An 18,852-nucleotide genomic window follows, 5' to 3' on the forward strand; every position below is an offset into this window, starting at 1 on the left:
AACGCTAACGAGCCCCACCCAGCGCCGCCTAGCCGCGGCACGCGACGATTCGGCCGGATTGCGCAGGTTATCCGCCGCTGGTGATCGCTGCGGCGTACGCTCGACACTGGCATCGGCGGCGTCGCGGCGGGTAGCTTGCCGAGGCGACGGTGCCGCGGAAGGGAAGTCTGACCGAGTGATCGCCCCGCGGACAGCCGGCGTTTCGGACACCGGCGGATAAACGACGACGACATCGCTTGACGACTTCGCCGTGCTGTGCTGCCAGGAACCCCACCTCGAGCTGCGAGGTAATGCAGACACGTTCTCGCTCACTCAGCGCACGGGTCGGATGGGATCTATCGCCTTCAGCGAATTCGTCACAGCCGCAGACGTATTCATGGATTCCGGTGATCATTGCAGCGGATATCGCATCAATGTGGTGCAGTCGGGCCGCCTTAAATCCATCCACAGTAAGCTGTCGCTGTGCGCCGGTGCCGGCACTGTCGCCGTGTATCAGCCGGACGGCTACGGCGCAGCGCATTGGACGGCGGACAGCCGGATGTTGGGCGTAAAGATCGACCGCGCCGCTGTCGACGACGCTCTCAGTGAGGCACTCGGTCGATCCTTGAAGTCACAAGTGGACTTCACACCCGTCACGCCCGTTGCTGCCGCGCCGACTCGGAGCTGGGTCAACATGCTGATGCTGTTCGCGGACCAATTTTCCCGGCCCGACAGCCTGTTGCGCCAACCGTTGGTCGCAGGTCCGTATGTCGACAGCCTGGTGCGCGGATTCTTACTGGCCATCGATCACCGCATCGCGAAGCCGTAGCGACCGGCGCCGGGCAGGCCCCGCCCCGGGCCATCCGCGCGGCAATCGACATCATCGAAGATGAGGCCCACCTGCCCACGACGGTCTCCTCGCTTGCGGCACGCAGCCACGTCAGTGTCCGTTCCCTCCAAGAGGGCTTCCGCAGCTATCTGGGTATGTCGCCGATGGCGTACTTGCGCGACGTCCGACTGCGCCGAGCCCACCAGACTCTGCGGGAGTCCGACCCATCGGAGGTCACGGTGTCCTCCGTCGCGTACCGGTGGGGCTTCACCAATCTCGGCCGGTTCGCTACCGCACACGCAAACCGGTACGGCGAGACGCCCTCGGCGACCCTGCACCGGATGGCATGTCGGCGCTAGGCGCAATCTGGCCCGATCAGTGCGCCTTTCGGCTGGCCGCCACGCAGCCGCCGCATTAGCTTCAAAGCCATGCCTGACCGCGGAACGCCCTTGCTCAGAATGGGTTTCCTCACCATCGGCCGATTTGATAACGCCGATCCGGGACCCGGCCACGAGGAGACACTGCGAATGATCGAGCGGGCCGAGGCCCTGGGCTTCGACAGTGTTTGGGTGCGACAGCGGCATCTGCAACCGGGCATCTCCTCACCCGTGGCACTGTTGGCCGCCGCCAGCCAGCGCACCCGCCGAATCGAGTTGGGTACCGCGGTGATCCCGCTCGGCCTGGAGAACCCACTGCGATTGGCCGAAGATCTGGCCACCGTCGACATCCTGTCCCGTGGACGACTCAATCCCGGCGTCTCGGTGGGCATGCCACTCCTGTATGAACACTTCAAAGCGGCGCTGTATCCGGAGACCCACGAGATGGAGAACTTCACGAAGGCACGGGTGGCGCGATTGCTGGCGTGCCTGCGCGGTGATCCAGTCAGCGATTTCGAGGGAAATTTGGGCCACGACAAGTTCTTCCGCCGAGTCCAGCCTCATTCGCCCGGCCTGGCCGGCCGGGTGTGGTACGGCGGGGGGATGCAGTCCGCAGTGTGGGCCGGGCTTAACGGCCTCAACTACCTCACCGCCAATCTGGTCAGCAGCGAAGGCGCCCAATCGCTTGACTTCGCCACGATCCAGGCTAAGCACATCGACGCGTTCCGCGCACACCATCCCAGCCCCGAAACCGCCCGTGTTTCACAGTCATTGGTGGTGATCCCGACCGATTCCGCGTCGGCGAGACAGGTCGAACGGTACCGTGCCTACGTCAAACGCCGCATCGGCACCGGGCAACCTACGGGCCCGCGCGGCATGATCGCCTCGCCCGACTTCGTAGGTACATCCGAGGAACTCGCCGAGGTACTCCACGCCCACGACGGCTTTCAGCGCGTCGACGAGGTGGCCGTCGCATTGCCACACGGATTTCAGGAAGACGATCACGTGCAGATCGTCACCGACCTGGCCGAGAATCTGGGGCCGAAGCTGGGGTGGACTCCGGTTCAGTCGCATCATCGGCTACCGCGCTTACAGCACAGCGCCACTCGGGGACCGGGTGATCGGGAAAGGACCGTCAGTGCAAAATAGCCTCACGTCGAGCCCCCATGCATATCGGCGTCTTTTCGGTGAATCCGGAGCGGAGCTTTCCGAACCGGAATGGATCGCTGCGATGAATACTGCTCTGCCCCCGCAACTTTCAGCTCTGAACGCCCGATTTGAGACAGGGTCACGCTTGCAAAAGTCCCTTACGATGTCGTTTGATCCTGGGCCTGAACGCTTCACGGCATTCAAGACTCTCAGCGGTGGCTCCATCGCCGAGATGCTGGATCAAGCGGCGACGCACTGCGGCACCCTGGTGACGGGCCATGGTTTCCCAACGCTGACGATGACCGTCAACTACTTGCGCGCAGGGACGGGAAGCCTGTTTGTTGTCACCGCTCGCGTGCTGTCGCTGACCAGGACATCAGCGGTGCTCAGGGCGGACTTGGCGGACAAGCCAGGAAGGTCGGTCGCCTCGGCTTCCGTTGTTGCCCAGTTGAGGGATATCAGTCGGTACGTGTGAGTCGCCTGATCGACTAGGCACTGCGGCGCAACGTCTGCAGCGGCGGCTCGCGGTAGCGAGCGGTGTGTGCGGCAGCGAACCTACCGAGATTGCTGAAGCCCCAGCGGTAAGCGACTGAGGCGACGGTGGCGGTGGACGGGTCGGACTCGAGCAAGTTCTGGTGGGCTCGGCGCAGCCGGACCTCGCGCAGGTAGGCCATCGGCGTGGTGCCCAGGTGGCGCTGGAAGCCCTGCTGCAGCGAGCGGACGCTGATACAGATGCGTGCGGCCAGCGTCGAGACCGTCCACGGCCGGTCCGGTTCGGCCTCGATGACCTCGATTGCCGCGCCGATGATGCGCGGCGGAGGCTCGGGCGCCTCCCCCTCCAGGGCCGTGCGAAAGGGGTGGTCCGTGGCCAGCAGGAGACCGCGGACCACGCTATCGGCGAACGGCATCCCGACCATCGGCTCATGCAGGAGGCTGTGGGGCCGAAACAGGTGCTCGGTGAACACCGATACCATGGCGATCCAGCTGCGGACGGCTTGAGCCGTCGCCGACATGACGGGTTCGAACTCGATTTGCGAGGTCACCGGGCGCCCCAGCGCATCGGCGAGAGCGTCTTCGATGGCATGACGATCGATCATCACCGCCAGCAGGCGGCCGACGTAACCGTCCATGCCCGCGCTGCCCTCGGGGCGATAGACCGCAACTGAGCCAGGCTCCGCGGCGAGAGACAGACCGTTATCGGTCGCGGCCGAGGGCGCAGCGACCGGCACAGTGACGTGGTAATGGGGACGCAGCTCACCGCCGTTCACCCAGACATTGTCGTGAAAATCCGCGTCCAGCACGGTGATTGGGCCCAACCGACGCATACGGTGCGTGAATGAAAAAGAGTTCGTGCCGCCGAGTGGCCCGATCTCGGGCCACCAGTACGCCGATGACTGCATCTGGCTCTTGCGTAACTCGGCGAAGGCGTCCAACGACCGCACCGAAACCCACGCGTTGTCGGCTACCGGCACCGCGGCAGCTGCTGTCTGGTGTGCCATGGCGTGACTCTCTTTCGGCACGGCTACGCAGTTCTGTGGATCACCAGATCCGTTGCGCGACGATGGACCACTCGGCGGCGCAACGTCTGGGTAGGAGTCTCACGATAGCGAGCGGCGTGCGCAGCGGCAAACCTGCCGAGGTTGCTGAAGCCCCACCGGTAGGCGACCGAAGCCACGGTGACCATCGACGGGTCGGACGTCAGCAAGGTCTCGTGCGCCCGGCGCAGTCGAACCTCGCGCAGGTATGCCATCGGGGTGGTGTCCAGGTGGCGCTGGAAACCTTGCTGCAACGTACGGACACTTATGTGGCTACGGGCGGCGATCGAGGACAACGTCAAAGGCAAGTGTGCTTCCTCTTCGATGATGTCGACGGCGTGACGAATCGCCCGCGGTGCCGTCCGCCGTTCGTCTCGGATCAGGGCGTCGAGGTGCGGATGCTCGGCGGCGAGCAAGAACCCGCGGACCAGGCCGTCGACGAATGGCAGCCCGACCAGCGGCTGGTTCAGCACGCTGTCGGGCCGGAAAAACTGGTCCTTGAACGACACCAGCATGTTTATCCAACTTTGCGTCGGCGCCGCATCGGTCGGCAGGAGGGGGGTGAAGTCGACCTGAGACGTCACCTGCCGGCCGAGCGCGTCGCTGAGAGCATCATCGACTGCGGGGCGGTCGATCTTGAAACAGACGAGTCTGCTTCCCGCATCCCATTGCCCTTTGCCGAGACCCTCCGGCGTGAACACGGCAGCACTGCCCGGACCGCCGACGACGGAGTGGCCCCTGTGTTCAACTTCCGTGCGGCCCGCTTGCACGACGATCACGCGATAGGCGCCGCATACCTGGCCGCCATCCATGGGCAAGTCGGATCCAACGTCGATTTCGGACAATGTGACCGGGCCCATCCGTGCCACGCGCTGGGTGAGCGAGAACGAATCGGGATCGGCCAACAATCGAAGGTGTGGCTGGCCGCAGCAGACCCGGGCAAAATCATCGAACTCCTTTGCCGGTGTCCATATGTGCGCTCGCGGCGCGTCGGCCGTCGGCCCTTCCGTCTCCTGTTCGTCCTTGCCCATCGTGCGCGGGTCCCTCCTCGACACCTGCGCACGCGACGCTAGCGCCGCCGACTTTGCTGCGCTACGCCGCCGGCGGAAGTCTGCGCGATCTGTCCAGAGGCGTACGCAAACTGGCCAGGGCTGCCCGAGGGTGGACGCGTCACGGCAGTCGTGTCGGACCGGCTGGCGTCACGCTAGCGTTTGGTTGCCTTGAGCCCGTAGACAACCGGGAATCGCGGTTCGCTTTCCGGCATAGTCCACCAGCCGTTGTCGGTTCGAACCATCTGCGGCCAGCGCCGCCAGGGAAGCAGGCATGCCTCGGTGAGGCTCTCGATGGCGAACCCGGTTCGCGCCAGGGCGGTGATGACTTCCCCTAAGCCGTGTGGCCACTCGTAGTGCAGGGTGTCGCGGGTCAGGCCCGGGCCATCTGTATAGCTGTGGCTGCTGTCGCGTTCGACTGATCCACGGCCGCCAAGGTAGTCGTGCTGGATCACCAAATCATTAGCGGTGCCGGTCTTCTGAGTGGGGCCGAGCGCGTTGAGCAGCGGGTGAAATTCCACGAGGTACAAAAAGCCGGCGGGCTTGAGCAGCCGCCCAATGGTGCGCGCCCACCCGTCCAAATCGGGCAGGTAGCACAGCGCACCCTTCCCCGTGTAGGCGATGTCGAAGCGTTCCGCTCCTAACGCTTCTTGAGCCTCGTAGACATCAGCGCACACGTAATCGATCGTCAGGCCCGCCTCCCGAGCGATCCGCCGCGCCTCCTGCACGGAGACATTCGAGAAGTCCAGTCCGGTGGTGTGCGCACCTTTGAGGGCGAAAGCCATCGTCTCGACGCCCAAGTGACATTGCAAGTGCAGGACTTCGCGGCCGTCGAGCCGGCTGAGGTCGCGCCACTCGAAAGGCGCGAACCAGCTCATCGGATCTCGGTCACCGACCCCATAGAAGTCGCTGGCCACATGGATTGGCGCCCGAGCGTCCCAATTACGGCTGTTAGCAATCATTTTGGCCCGAGTCTCGTCGTCCAACACTAGCGGCTCCGTCCTGCGTGCTCGTCGACAACGATAAGTGTCAATGGCGTCGGCGCGACGTGCCGCCTCGGAAGGTTTACGCACCCCGTCCGATGCCGCGCGTAATCCGGTTAGGCGCGGCCGCCGGGACAGCGTCGCACGCCAAGCCCGCCCGCCTGCGGCCCTAAGCCGAACCCATCATGCTGAGCGACGACGGCACCGGCCCGCACTTCGCGACGAAGCCGGCGAACTAGCCCGGCAGCACGGGGGCCGCCCCGGGCACCGTCAGCCCGGGCACGTCCGACCAACCCTGCTGACCGTCGGCCGATGGCGAATACTGCAGCACCCCTTGCGGACCCGCGACGTAGGCCGTCGACGGGTTGGCGACCACCGTCGTCACCGGCATCTGTAAACCGTGCGGCGGCGCGTCGGAATTCACCCCGTCGATGTTCACGTAGGACACCGGATGGCTGGCGTCGGTACGCGTCACCACAAGGTCGTCACCGGTGCGCCACGACAGCGACACCACCGAATTGCCCAACCCGAAGCCGAGCCGGCGGGGGAAGGTCAGGGCGTACTGCCCGGCCTGGGTCTGCTCGACGCTGGCGAGGATCACCTGGCCACCGATCACCATCGCGGCGCGGGTGCTGTCGCGGGACAGCTGCAGGTCGGTGATCGGTCCCGGGAACCGGGTGGCCACCGCCACCGAATCCACCGGAAGGCGCGCGGGTTGCCCGGAGGCCGGCTCCTGAATCGCCCGCAACACGTTGTTGCCGTCGACCACCACCCAGACGACGTCGTCGAGCGACCAGGTCGGCCGCGACAGGGTGTGCCCGTCGGCGGACTGCACCGCCTCCTGGCCGAGATCGCCGATCCACAAGGACGCGGCCATGTCCGGGGCACCGCGATGCAGTGTCACCACCGACGCCACCTGCCTGCCGCTGCGCGACAACGCCGCGCCGGTCTGGTCGCCCATGCGGCCGAACGCGCCGGCCACCATCGTGGTGTGCTGGCCGTCCAGCGACACCAGTGAGCCGTTCACCAGGGCATGCAGCCCCGCGCCCGCGCCGTCGGCCGCGCCGGGATCGGTGGCCGCGACGTCGGAGGTGGTCCACCCGTCGCGGAACCGGTCGTCCAGCGGAGCGCCGTCAGCGCTGATCACATACGGCCCCCGGATGTCGGCCCTGGCCAGCGTCCAAATGATCTGTGCCGCAAGCAATTGCCGGCTGTGCGGATCGGTGGTGGACAGCTTCTCGAGATCGACGCGCGCACCGCCGTAACCGCGCCCGATGCCGTTCTTGCCGCCGTCTGCCCGGGTCACCGGCCCGCGCAGCCGCAGCGGCGGTGCGAGCAGATTGCGGACGGTATGCGCCATCTCGGGCCGCGGTCCGGCGATCAGCTTGGAGATCAGCTCGGTGGCCAATTGGTCGTGATCGGGCACCGCGACGTAGCGCGGGTCGGGGACCACCGTCTTGCCGGTCGGGTCGTCGAAGTACAGCGTGTTGCGCTTATAGGTGGACTGAAACTGCTGCCAATCCAGGAACACTCCATTGGGCAACCGGTCGATACGCCAACCGCCGGAGGTCTTGACCAATTCGATCGGTCCGGGGTCGGGCAGCACTCCCTCGGCGGTTTCGAACACCCCCACGTCGGACAGCGAACCCAGGATGTCCGCTCGCATGGTCGCCGAAACACGTTCGGCCGCACGCGTTTCGACGAACACCACATGGTCGATCAGCAGCGCGCTACCGGCATCGTCCCACGCGTTGGACGCCGACTGGGTGAGGAATTGCCGCGCAGCAAGATGCCGGTTCGCGGGATCGGCTGTGGCCTTGAAGAATTCGCGCAGCAGCACGTCGGGGTCCATGCCCGGGGTCGGCTTGGGCAGGTTCGACGGCGCGGGCCGCTCGACGGTGCCGATGGCTTGGGGCGCCGACGAGCTGGGCACCCCGGCGCAACCGGCGAGCAGCATGGCCAGCATCAGCAGGCTCAACAACCGCCGCATCACAGTGTCCTCTCGGCCGGCTCTCGTTGCCGCGTACGGTCTTTCGCGTGCTGAGGGCCCGTGGGCGTGGGTTGCGGGATCGGCTTCATGGGCAGCGGGCTGGTGGTGACCTTGTGGCCGCGAACCAGCGGCAGCGTCAGCCGGAAGCACGAGCCGTCACCCGGTTCGCCCCACGCCTCCAGCCTGCCCTGGTGCAGGCGCGCGTCCTCGATGCTGATCGCCAGGCCGAGCCCGGTGCCGCCGGATCGGCGCACCCGCGAGGGGTCGGCCCGCCAGAACCGGCTGAACACCAGCTTCTCCTCGCCCGGTCGCAGCCCGACCCCGTAGTCGCGGACGGTGACGGCAACCGTGTCCTCGTCGGCGGCCATCCGGATCTTGACCGGCTTGTGCTCGGCGTGGTCGATGGCGTTGGCGATCAGGTTGCGCAGGATGCGCTCCACTCGGCGCGTATCGACCTCGGCGATCACCTCTTCGGTCGGCAGATTCACTTTCAGTTCGATGCCCGCGTCTTCGGCCAGATGCCCCACGTTGCTCAGCGCGCTCTGCACGGTGGTGCGCAGGTCGACGGCCTCGACGGACAGCTCGGCCACACCGGCGTCGTGCCGGGAGATTTCGAGCAGGTCGTTGAGCAGCGACTCGAACCGGTCCAGCTCGTTGACCATCAGCTCGGTAGAGCGCGCCAGCGTCGGGTCCAGGTCGGCGCTGTGGTCATAGATCAGGTCGGCGGCCATCCGCACCGTGGTCAGCGGGGTGCGCAGCTCGTGGCTCACGTCGGATGTGAAGCGGCGCTGCAGATTACCGAACTCCTCCAGCTGGGTGATCTGACGCGACAGGCTCTCGGCCATGTCGTTGAACGACATCGCCAGCCGCGCCATGTCGTCCTCACCGCGCACCGGCATGCGTTCGGACAGATGGCCTTCGGCGAATCGTTCCGCGATGCGCGACGCCGACCGCACCGGCACCACCACCTGACGCGACACCAGCAGAGCGATCCCGGCCAGCAGCACCAGCAGCACCGCGCCGCCGGTGATCATGGTGCCGCGCACCAGCTGGATGGTGGCCTGCTCGTTCTTCAGCGGGAAGATCAGGTACAACTCCAGGTTGGCCACCTGGGACGACGCCGGCGTACCGACGATCAGCGCCGGTCCGGAGAACCCGTCGGTGTGCACGACGGCGTACTGATAGGCCGCCTGCCCGGCCTTGACGAAGCCGCGCAGGGAACCGGGCACCTGGTCGACGGGGCCGGCCGTGGTCGCCGCCCGCGGGCCGTCGCCCGGCACCATCAGGACCGCGTCGAAGGCGCCGGCCAGCCCCGCACCCGAGGCCGGATCGGTCTTGGAGGTCAGCGTGTTGCGCGCCAGTTGCAGGCTGCTGTCCAGCGAACGCGCCTCTTCGCCGTTGACGATCCCGCCCACGGTGGTGCGCGCCCGCTCGATCTGTTCCATCGCGGCCTTGACCTTGACGTCGAGCACGCGGTTGGTGACCTGAGAAGTCAATACGAAACCGAGCGCCAAAATGACCGCGAGTGACAGCCCCAGCGTCAGCGCCACCACCCGCAGCTGCAGCGAGCGCCGCCAGGCAATGGCCACGGCCCGGCTGACCGTACCCATGCCACGAGTCATGGGGCCGGAGCGCCCCCAGCGGCTCCGAGTACGTCGCCGGGAGCCCCAGATCACCGCCGGCGCTCCCCCTCTTCACGACGTTTCACACTGTGGCTACCGGTGCCGGAGCGCCGCCATTTAGCACCGCGGCGCCCTGCACCGACGCCGACGGTCACGGAGGTCCGGCCTTGTAACCCACTCCTCGAACGGTCAACACCACGGTCGGGTTCTCAGGGTCTTTCTCGACCTTGGCCCGCAGACGCTGGACGTGCACGTTCACCAACCGGGTATCCGCCGGGTGACGATAGCCCCACACCTGTTCGAGCAGCACATCACGAGTAAACACCTGCCGCGGTTTGCGCGCCAACGCCACCAGCAAGTCGAATTCCAGCGGCGTCAGGGAGATCTGCTCACCGTTGCGGGTGACCTTGTGCGCCGGCACGTCGATCTCGACGTCGGCGATGGACAGCATCTCGGCCGGCTCGTCGTCGTTGCGCCGCAGCCGCGCTCGCACCCGGGCCACCAGCTCCTTCGGCTTGAACGGTTTCATGATGTAGTCGTCGGCACCCGACTCGAGGCCCAGGACCACGTCGACGGTGTCCGTCTTGGCGGTCAACATCACGATCGGCACGCCGGAATCGGCGCGCAACACCCGGCACACGTCGATGCCGTTCATGCCTGGCAGCATCAGGTCCAACAACACCAAATCGGGGCGCAGTTCGCGCACCGCAGTCAGGGCCTGGGTGCCGTCACCGATGACCGCAGTGTCGAAACCCTCCCCACGAAGCACGATGGTGAGCATCTCGGCTAGCGAAGCGTCGTCGTCGACGACCAAAATCCTTTGCCTCATGGAGTCCATGGTGTCACCAGATCGGGACAAAACTCGGGCACCACACGGGCGTTTCTCCCTCGAAACGGCCGAATCGTGACAAATCTGTGCTAGTTGGCGGCCAAATCGGCGGCCAACCGGCCCGGATCGACGTCCGCGTCGACGCTCAGCCAACGGCCGCCCCAGCCCGCGGTGGCCAGTTCGGCGTAGACCGCGCCGGTGCGTTGCTGAAGCCCGTCATCGCGTTCGTAGCTGTCGCGCGCCCGGTCCGGATCGGACTCGGCCCGGCTGCGGGCGCGCCGGCCGGCCAGTTCCGCGGGCACCGCGAGCAACACCTGCCAGTCGGGCGCGGGCAGCCCGAGACGCTGATATTCCAGCGCGTGTATCCATTGCACGGCGGGCCCGGCGGCGTCCTGGTGTAAACGGGCGGCGGTGTACGCCGCGTTGGAGGCGACGTAGCGATCCATGATCACCACGTCGTGCTCGCGGCGCAGCGCATCGATCTCGTCGACCGCCCCGGCGCGGTCCAGCGCGAAGAGCATCGCCATCGCATACGCCGACGACGCGAGGTCGCCGTGCTCGCCGTGCAGGGCCTCGGACGCGATGTCGGCGGTGACCGATCGCCCATAACGCGGAAACGCCAGCATGGCGACCGACTTGCCGTCGGCCGCAAACAGGTTGCGGAGCTTGTCCGTCAGCGTCCGCTTGCCGGCGCCGTCGATGCCTTCGATCGCGATCAGCACGGCGCGAGCCTAGTCTGTCGAGCACCCGGCATGCCGGGCGCTCGGTGCCCAACGCCCCGCTGGCCGGGCGTTGGGCCAAAGCGCCGGCTCAGTAGCGGTAGTGGTCGGCCTTGTAGGGGCCGTCGACGTCGACGCCGATGTACTCGGCCTGCTCCTTGGTGAGCTTGGTCAGCTGGCCACCGAGCGCCTCCACGTGGATGCGGGCCACCTTCTCGTCGAGGTGCTTGGGCAGCCGGTAGACCTCGTTGTCGTACTCGTCGTTCTTGGTCCACAGCTCGATCTGGGCGATGACCTGGTTGGAGAAGCTGTTGCTCATCACGAAGGACGGGTGTCCGGTCGCGTTACCCAGGTTCAGCAGCCGGCCCTCGGACAGCACGATGATCGACTTGCCGGTGTCGGGGAAGGTCCACAGGTCGACCTGCGGACGGATGTTGGTCTTGGTGGCGCCGGACTTCTCCAGCCGGGCGATCTGGATCTCGTTGTCGAAGTGGCCGATGTTGCCCAGGATCGCCTTGTCCTTCATCGCCTTCATGTGCTCGAGGGTGATGATGTCCTTGTTGCCGGTCGTGGTGATGATGATGTCGGCCTCGCCGACGACGTCCTCCACCGTCTTGACGTCGAAGCCCTCCATCAGCGCCTGCAGGGCGTTGATCGGGTCGATCTCGGTGACCGTCACCCGTGCGCCCTGCCCGGCCACCGACTCGGCGGACCCCTTACCGACGTCGCCGTAGCCGCAGATCAGCACCTTCTTGCCGCCGATCAGCACGTCGGTGCCGCGGTTGATGCCGTCGATCAGCGAGTGCCGGCAGCCGTACTTGTTGTCGAACTTGCTCTTGGTGACCGAGTCGTTGACGTTGATCGCCGGGAACGCGAGGTCGCCGGCGGCGGCGAACTGGTAAAGCCGCAGCACGCCGGTGGTGGTCTCCTCGGAGACGCCCTTGATCGACGCGGCGATCTTGGTCCACTTGTCCTTGTCGGTCTCGAAGCGCTTGCGCAGCAGGTTCAAAAACACCCGGTGCTCGGTCGAGTCGTCTTCCTCATCCGGCGGCACCACGCCGGCCTTCTCGTACTGGGCACCGCGCAGCACCAGCATGGTGGCGTCACCGCCGTCGTCCAGGATCATGTTGGCCGGCTCGTCGGGCCAGGTCAGCACCTGCTCGGCGGCCCACCAGTACTCCTCGAGCGTCTCGCCCTTCCACGCGTACACCGGGACGCCCTTGGGCTCCTCCGGGGTGCCATGCGGGCCGACGACCACCGCGGCGGCGGCGTGGTCCTGGGTCGAGAAAATGTTGCAGGACGCCCAGCGCACCTCGGCGCCCAGCGCGACGAGGGTCTCGATCAGTACCGCGGTCTGCACGGTCATGTGCAGCGAACCCGAGATGCGCGCCCCCTTGAGCGGCTGCACGTCGTGGTACTCGCGACGCAGCGACATCAGACCCGGCATCTCCTGCTCCGAGAGCTCGATGTCCCGGCGACCGTAATCCGCCAACGACAGATCGGCGACCTTGAAATCGATGCCGTTTCGAACCTCGGGGGTGAGTGCGTTTTCGGTCGTCGTCATAACCTGTGTTCTTCCTTCTTCGGCTCGCTCGGATCCAAGCGGTAATTAGCTTAGGTATGTTCTTGGGCCACTGTAGTCGCGGGCCGACGCGCCTTGCGGGTCAGGGAACGTTGATGACGCCATGACGCTCCGCGAACGGCGTCATCAACTGCGCCAGATCGGCCGCCACGTTATGGTCCGCCTCGGGCGGCATCGACACGTAGCTCAGCGCCAGCCGCACAATGGCGCGCGCCAGCACCCCGGCGTCCTCGTCGCTGGTGGCCACCCAGCTCTGGGTGAGCGACATGGTGAGCCGTTCGGAGGCGCGGTTGATGATGGGGGCGCTGCCGATGGTGATGATCTGCAGGAGGTCCGGCTTGGCCACCCCGGTAAGCAGCGAGATCACCAGGGGGTCCGCCGACAGCTCGGTGAACAGGTCGCGGAAACCCTGCAGGAACGCCTGATAGATGTTGCCGACGTTGGCTTGCAGCGCGGCGTTGACGGCGTCGACCAGCCGATCGGCCAGGCGCAGGCCATACCCCTGCGCCAGGCCCTGCCGGGAGCCGAACTCGTTGTAGATCGTCTGCCGGCTGATGCCCGCGGCGCGGGCCACATCGGACAGGGTGATGGCCGACCAGTCCCGGGTCAGCAGCAGATCCCGCATCGCATCGAGCACCGAGTCCCGCAGCAGGGCACGCGACGCCTCGGCGTACGGCATCCGCTTCACAGGCGCGACAATAGCGGCTTTCGCCGTCGCGGTGGCTCCGATCACGGCCGGGCGATCTCCACCATCTCGAAATCGGTCTTCGCAGCGCCGCAATCCGGGCAGCTCCAGTCCTCGGGGATGTCGTCCCACCGGGTCCCGGGCGCGATGCCGTCTTCCGGCCAGCCCTTGGCCTCGTCGTACTCGAATCCGCATTGCACGCAGATGAAGAGCTTGAACTGGGCTTGATGCTCTTCGCTCAAGGGCTCATCGCGGTCGCTCATCGGTTCACTCCTATTACTTCGAAATCGACCTTCTCGCGCACCGCACAATCGGGGCAGCACCAGTCTTCGGGGATGTCACTGAACGGCGTGCCCGCGGGAAAGCCTTCCCGCGGTGCGCCTTTCGTTTCGTCGTAGGTGTAATCGCAGCCGGGGCAACGGTAGGCGGTCATGCCGTCACCCCGTAGCGGGCCAGCACCTTCTCACGCAGCCGCGGCTGCACGTTGATCCGGGTGATGTCGCCGTCGTAGTGCGCGAGCACCCGGTGGTCCATCACCTTGCGCCACAGCGGCGGGAAGTAGGTGAGCGAGATCATCGACGCGTATCCGCTCGGCAGGTTCGGCGCGCCCGCCATGCTGCGCAGCGTCTGGTACCGCCGGGTGGGGTTGGCGTGGTGATCGCTGTGCCGCTGCAGGTGATACAGGAACAGATTCGTCACCACGTGGTCGGAGTTCCAGCTGTGCGCGGGGGTGCAGCGCTCGTAGCGTCCGCTCGAATTCTTCTGCCGCAGTAAGCCGTAGTGCTCCAGGTAGTTGACCGACTCGAGCAGGCTGAAGCCGAAGACCGCCTGGATGATCACGAAGGGGATCAGCGCCGGGCCGAAGATCGCGATCAGCACGCCCCACAGCACCACCGACATCAACCAGGCGTTGAGGACGTCGTTGGACAGATACGTCTTGGGGTGCCACGGGCTGGAGCCCTGCCGGCGGATCCGTTGCGCCTCCAGCCGCAGCGATGAACGCAGGCTACCGAAGACGCTGCGCGGCAAGAACTCCCAGAAGGTCTCGCCGAAGCGCGCCGACGCGGGGTCCTCCGGGGTGGCGACGCGCACGTGGTGGCCGCGGTTGTGCTCGATGTAGAAGTGCCCGTACCAGGTCTGCGCCAGGGTGATCTTGGACAGCCAGCGCTCCACCGAGTCCTTCTTGTGGCCCATCTCGTGGGCGGTGTTGATGCCGACGCCGCCGAGCACACCGACCGACAGCGCCAGCCCCAGCTTGCCGGTCCAGCCGAGCGCGCCGTCAAAGCCCAACCAGCTCAGGTTCGACGCGGTGAACAGGTAGGCGCCGAAGATCACGCTCAGGTATTGGAACGGGACGTAGATATAGGTGCAGTAGCGGTAGTACTTGTCGTTCTCCAGCTGCTCCATGACCTCGTCGGGCGGGTTTTGCCCGTCGGGTCCGAAGCGCAGGTCGAGGATGGGCAGCAGGACCCAGAGCAGGATCGGGCCGATCCACAGCGGAACCTGCGCGGCGGCGTGCCAGCCCAGCCGGTTCAGGGCCCAGATGAGCGGAAGCATCACGAACAACGCCGTCGGGGCGATCAGCCCCATCAGCCACAGGCGGCGCTTCTTGTCCCGCCAGGCCAGCGGCTCGGATTCGGAGCTCAGCTGCGGTTCGAATGTGGTCATATGCCAAACCTCCTTGTGAGTCACACCACGTTGAGATTGGACAATACCGGTGTTTGCGTCTTCTGTCTAGACAAAAGACGCATATTTGTAAAACCGTGCGGGACCGAGCTACGGCACCGGGCTATTGGGGTCGGCCTCCAGCGCCTCGCTCGCTTCGGGCTCCCGATCCTCGCGCCGGCCCAGCACCGAGTGCCGGTAGCCGTAGCCGCCGTAGATGGCCGTGCCGACCGCCAACCAGACGGCGAACCGGACCCAGGTGAGGGCCGTGAGGTTGAGCATCAGCCACACACACGCGGCGATGGATGCGATCGGAAGCAACGGCACCCACGGCGCTTTGAAACCGCGCTCGAGATCCGGCCGCGTCCGGCGCAACACCATCACGCCGGCCGAGACCAGGACGAAGGCGAACAGCGTTCCGACATTCACCATCTCCTCGAGCTTGGTGATGGGGAAAATCGACGCCGTCACGGCCACCACCACGGCGACCACCACGGTGATCCGCACCGGGGTGCCATGCGAGCCGGTCTTGGCCAGCGACCGCGGCAGCAGCCCGTCGCGCGCCATGGCGAACAGGACCCGGCACTGGCCGAGCATCAGCACCATCACCACGGTGGTCAGTCCCGCCAGCGCGCCGATAGAGATGATCTTGCTCGCCCAATGGATGCCGTTCGCGGTGAAGGCGGTGGCCAGGTTCGCCTGCCCGCGGCCCTGGACGGTCTTGAGTTGGGTGTAGGAGACCATGCCGGACAGCACGATGGCGACGGCGACGTAGAGCAAGGTGACGATGCCCAGCGACGCCAGGATTCCCCGCGGCACATCGCGCTGCGGATTCTTGGTCTCCTCGGCCATGGTGGCGACGATGTCGAACCCGATGAATGCGAAGAACACGATCGATGCCCCCGCCAGCACGCCATACCAGCCGTAATGGCTGCTGTGTGCGCCGGTCAGCAACGACAAGACGGACTGGTCGATGCCTTTGGCATCGCGGCCGGCCTCGGCCTTCGGAATGAACGGCGAGTAGTTGGCGCGCTTGATGTAGAAGACGCCGACCACCACGACGAAGATCACCACCGACACCTTGATCGCGGTGATCACCGCGGAGAACCTCGACGACAACTTGGTGCCCAACGCGATCAGGGTCGCCACCCCCGCGACGATGACCAACGCCCCCCAGTCCACCTGCGCCGAGCCGAATTTCGCCGTGCCGCCGGCGAATCCGAACACGGTGCCCAGATAGCTCGACCAGCCCTTGGCCACGACCGCGGCACCGATCGCCAGTTCGAGGACCAGGTTCCAGCCGATGATCCAGGCCAGGAACTCCCCGAAGGTGGCGTAGGAGAAGGTGTAGGCGCTACCGGCCACCGGCAGCATCGAGGCGAACTCCGCGTAGCACAGCGCGGCCAGCGCGCAGGTGCCCGCCGCGATCACGAACGACACCCAGATGGCCGGGCCGGTGATGTCGCCGGTGGTCGACGCGGTGACCGTGAAAATGCCGGCGCCGATCACGACCGCGACGCCGAACACCACCAGGTCCCGCCAGGTCAGGTCCTTGCGCAGCTTGGTGTCCGGTTCGTCGGTATCGGCGATTGACTGCTCGATCGATTTGGTCCGCCATCGATTGGCCATGCATTCGCCCTTTCCCAGCGCGGGGAGCCATTGGTCCGTCACAGTACTGGGTACTCTCCGCAAATGCCGGATAGCAGAGCAACGGCCAGGAATCATGCTGTGGTCATCGGGGGGAGCATCGCCGGTCTTTGCGCCGCTCGGGTGCTTTCGGATTCGTATTCGCGGGTAACGGTGTATGAGCGCGACGAGTTGCCGGCCGAGCCGGCGAACCGGGCAACGGTTCCCCAGGACCGGCACCTGCACATGTTGATGGCGCGCGGGGCTATCGAATTCGAGAACCTTTTCCCCGGCCTGCTGGACGACATGGTGAGCGCGGGCGTTCCCAAACTGGAGAACCGGCCCGACTGCATCCACCTCGGCGCGGCGGGCCACGTGCTGGGTACCGGGCATACCCTGCGCGACGAGTTCACCGCGTACGTGCCCAGCCGCCCGCATTTGGAATGGCAGTTGCGCAAACGGGTCCGGGGCATCGACAACGTCATCGTTGCACGGCGCTCGGTGGCCGAGCCGCGGTTCGACCGCGCGCGACAACGGGTGACCGGCGTGCTGCTCGATCCGGCCGACCCCGAGAGCAAGGATCCCGAGTTCGTAGCCGCGGATCTGGTCGTCGACGCGGCCGGCCGGGGTACCCGGCTGCCGGTGTGGCTGGCGGAATGGGGATTCGAGCGCCCGGTCGAATTGGAGCTGGACATCGGCATTCATTACGCCACCCAGCGGTTTCGCATCCCCGACGGGCTGATCGCGGAGAAGGTGGTGGTCGCCGGCGCCTCGCATGACATGTCGCTGGGACTGGGCATGCTCTGCTACGAGGACGGCACCTGGGTCCTCACCACATTTGGCGTGGCCAACGCGAAACCGCCGCGGACCTTTCCCGAAATGCTCGGGCTGGCGCAGCAGCTGCTCCCGGACCACTTCAATGCGGCGCTGACGCGGGCCGAGCCGCTGGGCGATCCTGCGTTTCATGCCTTCCCGGCCAGCAAGTGGCGCCGCTACGACAAACTTCAGCGCCTGCCGGCCGGCATCTTCGCCTTCGGCGACGCGGTGGCCAGCTTCAATCCCACCTTCGGACAGGGCATGACGATGACCTCGCTGCAGGCCGGGCATCTGCGCCGCGCGCTGCAATTCCCGGACGATCAGGTCGCCGCGGAGCTGAACCGGGCCACCGCCAAGAGCACGTTCCCGGTGTGGACGATGAACGCGATCGGAGACGTCACGTTCCACCACGCCGGCTCCAAGGAGCCGATCCCGTGGTGGTGGCGGCCCTCAGGTGCGCTGTTCGATCAGTTCCTGGGCGCCGCCGAGACCGAACCCGTTCTGGCGGAATGGTTTTTGCGGCGGTTCTCGCTGCTCGACAGCCTCTATATGGTCCCGCCGCCGCGAATCATCGGCCGCGCGATGGCGCACAACCTGCGGCTCTGGCTCAGCGAGCGGCGCGAAGCCGCCAAACGGCGGCCCCCCCTCACAGCCCAACCGTCGCCCTGAACAGCTTGGTGGGCTCGTGCGCCTCCAGCCGGATCGGAGCGTCGTCGGCCGCCACCCAGGCGGCCATCCCCCGCTTCAACGTCAGCGAGCCGGATTTGCCGTGCACCGTCGTAGAACCCTGGGTGCACAACAGGATCTGCGGGCCGTCGTGGCTGCAGGTCGCGTCCACCTCGTGGCCGACGTACTCGTCGTCGAGCTCCAGCAGGGCGACCGCGAACTCGTCGGTCGGCGTCTCATAGATCAGTCCGAAGCCCTCACGGCGGATCCGCGGCCGCAGGTGCTCCTCAGTGGTGGGGGCGAAGTCCAGCACGCGCAGCAGCTCGGGCACGTCGACGTGCTTGGGAGTCAATCCGCCGCGCAACACGTTGTCCGAGTTGGCCATCACCTCCACCGCGAAACCGCGCAGGTACGTGTGCAGATTGCCGGCGGAGACGAAGATGGCCTCACCCGGGGCCAGGCTGATGCGGTTCAGCAGCAGCGCCGCCAGCACACCGGCGTCGCCGGGATAGCGCTCGCCGAGCTCCAGCACCGTCTTGGCCTCGCCCGCGAATTCGGTTGCGCCCGAGCTGAGGTACGCGATGGCGCCGTCCAGCACGGCGGTCACCAGCACGTCGATGTCCGGCTGGGGCGCGGTGATCCAGGTGGTGAACAGCGCGCGCAGACCGTCGGCGTCGGACTGATCGTTCAGTAGGTCGATGAACGGGTCGAGGTCGGAGACGGCCAGGGCCCGCAACAGCTCGACGGTGCC

Annotated in this window: 19 protein-coding genes; 5 read left to right on the forward strand and 14 right to left on the reverse strand. The window is 66.4% G+C overall.

Features of this window, described 5'->3' with window-relative positions; translation table 11 throughout:
- Positions 1-250 precede the first annotated feature (250 nt).
- The 4 genes from A5652_RS23270 to A5652_RS28210 all read left to right on the forward strand — a co-directional run bounded on the left by A5652_RS23270 (position 251) and on the right by A5652_RS28210 (position 2,809).
- Entirely contained in the window at positions 251-808 is a 558-nt protein-coding gene (locus tag A5652_RS23270; RefSeq protein ID WP_082984040.1) for a hypothetical protein, read from the forward strand.
- 71 nt (positions 809-879) lie between these two features.
- The gene (locus A5652_RS29285; RefSeq protein WP_369805860.1) at positions 880-1,167 is read left to right on the forward strand and encodes a helix-turn-helix transcriptional regulator; all 288 of its coding nucleotides are present in this window, start codon (positions 880-882) and stop codon (positions 1,165-1,167) included.
- A 69-nt stretch (positions 1,168-1,236) separates the two neighbouring features.
- On the forward strand, positions 1,237-2,334 hold the full coding sequence (locus A5652_RS23280; RefSeq protein WP_082984042.1) for an LLM class flavin-dependent oxidoreductase: 1,098 nt from the start codon (positions 1,237-1,239) through the stop codon (positions 2,332-2,334).
- 163 nt (positions 2,335-2,497) lie between these two features.
- Positions 2,498-2,809: a PaaI family thioesterase gene (locus A5652_RS28210; RefSeq protein ID WP_067357447.1), complete on the forward strand. Its 312-nt coding sequence runs from the start codon at positions 2,498-2,500 to the stop codon at positions 2,807-2,809.
- 13 nt (positions 2,810-2,822) lie between these two features.
- Here the strand turns inward: A5652_RS28210 and A5652_RS23290 are convergent, their stop codons facing one another.
- From A5652_RS23290 to A5652_RS23345, 13 genes are all read right to left on the reverse strand, one after another.
- Complete coding sequence (locus A5652_RS23290) at positions 2,823-3,833, reverse strand: AraC family transcriptional regulator (RefSeq protein ID WP_067357450.1); 1,011 nt, start codon at positions 3,831-3,833, stop codon at positions 2,823-2,825.
- Positions 3,834-3,856: 23 nt separating this feature from the next.
- Positions 3,857-4,900, reverse strand: coding sequence for an AraC family transcriptional regulator (locus A5652_RS23295; RefSeq protein WP_067357453.1), 1,044 nt, complete (start codon positions 4,898-4,900; stop codon positions 3,857-3,859).
- A 173-nt stretch (positions 4,901-5,073) separates the two neighbouring features.
- Complete coding sequence (locus A5652_RS23300; RefSeq protein ID WP_232001356.1) at positions 5,074-5,796, reverse strand: bifunctional 2-polyprenyl-6-hydroxyphenol methylase/3-demethylubiquinol 3-O-methyltransferase UbiG; 723 nt, start codon at positions 5,794-5,796, stop codon at positions 5,074-5,076.
- A gap of 340 nt (positions 5,797-6,136) precedes the next feature.
- On the reverse strand, positions 6,137-7,891 hold the full coding sequence (gene lpqB, locus A5652_RS23305; RefSeq protein WP_197514077.1) for an MtrAB system accessory lipoprotein LpqB: 1,755 nt from the start codon (positions 7,889-7,891) through the stop codon (positions 6,137-6,139).
- The gene (gene mtrB / locus A5652_RS23310; RefSeq protein WP_082984044.1) at positions 7,891-9,567 is read right to left on the reverse strand and encodes an MtrAB system histidine kinase MtrB; all 1,677 of its coding nucleotides are present in this window, start codon (positions 9,565-9,567) and stop codon (positions 7,891-7,893) included. Before mtrB ends, lpqB begins: the two co-directional genes overlap by 1 nt.
- A gap of 97 nt (positions 9,568-9,664) precedes the next feature.
- A complete protein-coding gene (mtrA, locus tag A5652_RS23315) occupies positions 9,665-10,351 on the reverse strand; it encodes a two-component system response regulator MtrA (protein WP_007168097.1) in 687 nt (228 codons plus the stop codon).
- Between the two features lie 80 nt (positions 10,352-10,431).
- Positions 10,432-11,064 (reverse strand): dTMP kinase, encoded by a 633-nt coding sequence (locus A5652_RS23320; RefSeq protein ID WP_067357463.1) that lies wholly within the window; start codon positions 11,062-11,064, stop codon positions 10,432-10,434.
- 88 nt (positions 11,065-11,152) lie between these two features.
- Complete coding sequence (gene ahcY, locus A5652_RS23325) at positions 11,153-12,625, reverse strand: adenosylhomocysteinase (RefSeq protein ID WP_067357466.1); 1,473 nt, start codon at positions 12,623-12,625, stop codon at positions 11,153-11,155.
- A 100-nt stretch (positions 12,626-12,725) separates the two neighbouring features.
- The gene (locus A5652_RS23330) at positions 12,726-13,322 is read right to left on the reverse strand and encodes a TetR family transcriptional regulator (protein WP_067357487.1); all 597 of its coding nucleotides are present in this window, start codon (positions 13,320-13,322) and stop codon (positions 12,726-12,728) included.
- 50 nt (positions 13,323-13,372) lie between these two features.
- Complete coding sequence (locus A5652_RS23335; RefSeq protein WP_067357470.1) at positions 13,373-13,591, reverse strand: rubredoxin; 219 nt, start codon at positions 13,589-13,591, stop codon at positions 13,373-13,375.
- Entirely contained in the window at positions 13,588-13,761 is a 174-nt protein-coding gene (locus A5652_RS27190; protein WP_082984045.1) for a rubredoxin, read from the reverse strand. The genes A5652_RS23335 and A5652_RS27190 overlap by 4 nt, the downstream gene beginning before the upstream one ends.
- Positions 13,758-14,996, reverse strand: a complete 1,239-nt coding sequence (locus tag A5652_RS23340) for an alkane 1-monooxygenase (RefSeq protein ID WP_067357473.1) — start codon at positions 14,994-14,996, stop codon at positions 13,758-13,760. Before A5652_RS23340 ends, A5652_RS27190 begins: the two co-directional genes overlap by 4 nt.
- A gap of 108 nt (positions 14,997-15,104) precedes the next feature.
- Entirely contained in the window at positions 15,105-16,622 is a 1,518-nt protein-coding gene (locus tag A5652_RS23345; protein WP_067357490.1) for an APC family permease, read from the reverse strand.
- 99 nt (positions 16,623-16,721) lie between these two features.
- Here A5652_RS23345 and A5652_RS23350 point away from each other — a divergent pair, with 99 nt between their 5' ends.
- Complete coding sequence (locus A5652_RS23350; protein WP_156745506.1) at positions 16,722-18,104, forward strand: NAD(P)/FAD-dependent oxidoreductase; 1,383 nt, start codon at positions 16,722-16,724, stop codon at positions 18,102-18,104.
- Here the strand turns inward: A5652_RS23350 and manA are convergent.
- A partial coding sequence (gene manA / locus A5652_RS23355) for a mannose-6-phosphate isomerase, class I (RefSeq protein ID WP_067357480.1) occupies positions 18,082-18,852 on the reverse strand: 771 nt, incomplete at its 5' end. The genes A5652_RS23350 and manA overlap by 23 nt on opposite strands.

The organism is Mycobacterium sp. 1165178.9 (assembly GCF_001673555.1).
Classification (GTDB): Bacteria; Actinomycetota; Actinomycetes; order Mycobacteriales; family Mycobacteriaceae; genus Mycobacterium.